General features: G+C 66.9%; 1 protein-coding gene. It reads right to left on the bottom strand.

Going from position 1 to position 827, the window contains the following annotated elements:
- Window positions 1-708: IS256 family transposase (locus AC25Y0_RS12950; RefSeq protein WP_488134785.1), on the bottom strand; the 708-nt coding region annotated here is incomplete at its 3' end.
- Between the last annotated feature and the right edge of the window lie 119 nt (window positions 709-827).

Below are 827 nucleotides of genomic sequence, written 5' to 3' on the forward strand. Positions count from 1 at the left end.
GTGGGCGTCGCTGGTGACGAGGCGGACTCCGCCGAGTCCGCGGGCGACGAGGTCGGCGAAGAAGCTGTTCCATGCAGCTCCGGTCTCACTGGTCGCGACCCGCAGGCCGAGGACTTCGCGGTGACCGTCGCCGTTCACGCCGGTCGCGACGAGCACGACCGCGTTGATTACCCTGCCGCCCTCACGGACTTTCATGGTGAGCGCGTCGGCGGCGACGAACGTGAACGGTCCCGCGTCGCCGAGCGGGCGGTGCCGGAACTGGTCGACGTGTTCATCGAGGTCCGCGGCCATCCGGGAGACCTGCGATTTCGAGAGGGAGTGGATCCCGAGGGTCTTGACGAGCTTGTCCATCCGCCGGGTCGAGACCCCGGCGAGGTAACAGTCCGCGACGACAGTGATCAGGGCGGTCTCGGCCCGTTTGCGGCGCTCGAGGAGCCATTCCGGGAAGTACGTGCCCTGGCGGAGCTTCGGGATCGCGACATCGATCGTGCCGACACGGGTGTCGAGGTCGCGGTGCCGGTACCCGTTGCGTTGCGCGGTGCGGTCGGGGCTGGGCTTTCCCCATTCCGCGCCGACCACGGCGTCCGCGTCGGCGGACAGAAGCGCGTTGATCGTTGTTTGCAGGAGGCTGCGCATCAGATCTGGCGACGCGTCGGTCAGGGCTTCAGCGAGCACGCTCGCAGGGTCGACAATATGAAGTGCGGTCATCGTGATGATGCCTTTCGAGTGGAGGTAAGAGACTTCTCGAAGGATCACACGGTGACCGCGCCTACGTCAGGAGCGACGAGCCCGCCACCGTGGGCTACACCACGCTACGGGGCACTACT

It is taken from the genome of Microbacterium sp. Y547 (genome assembly GCF_057669785.1).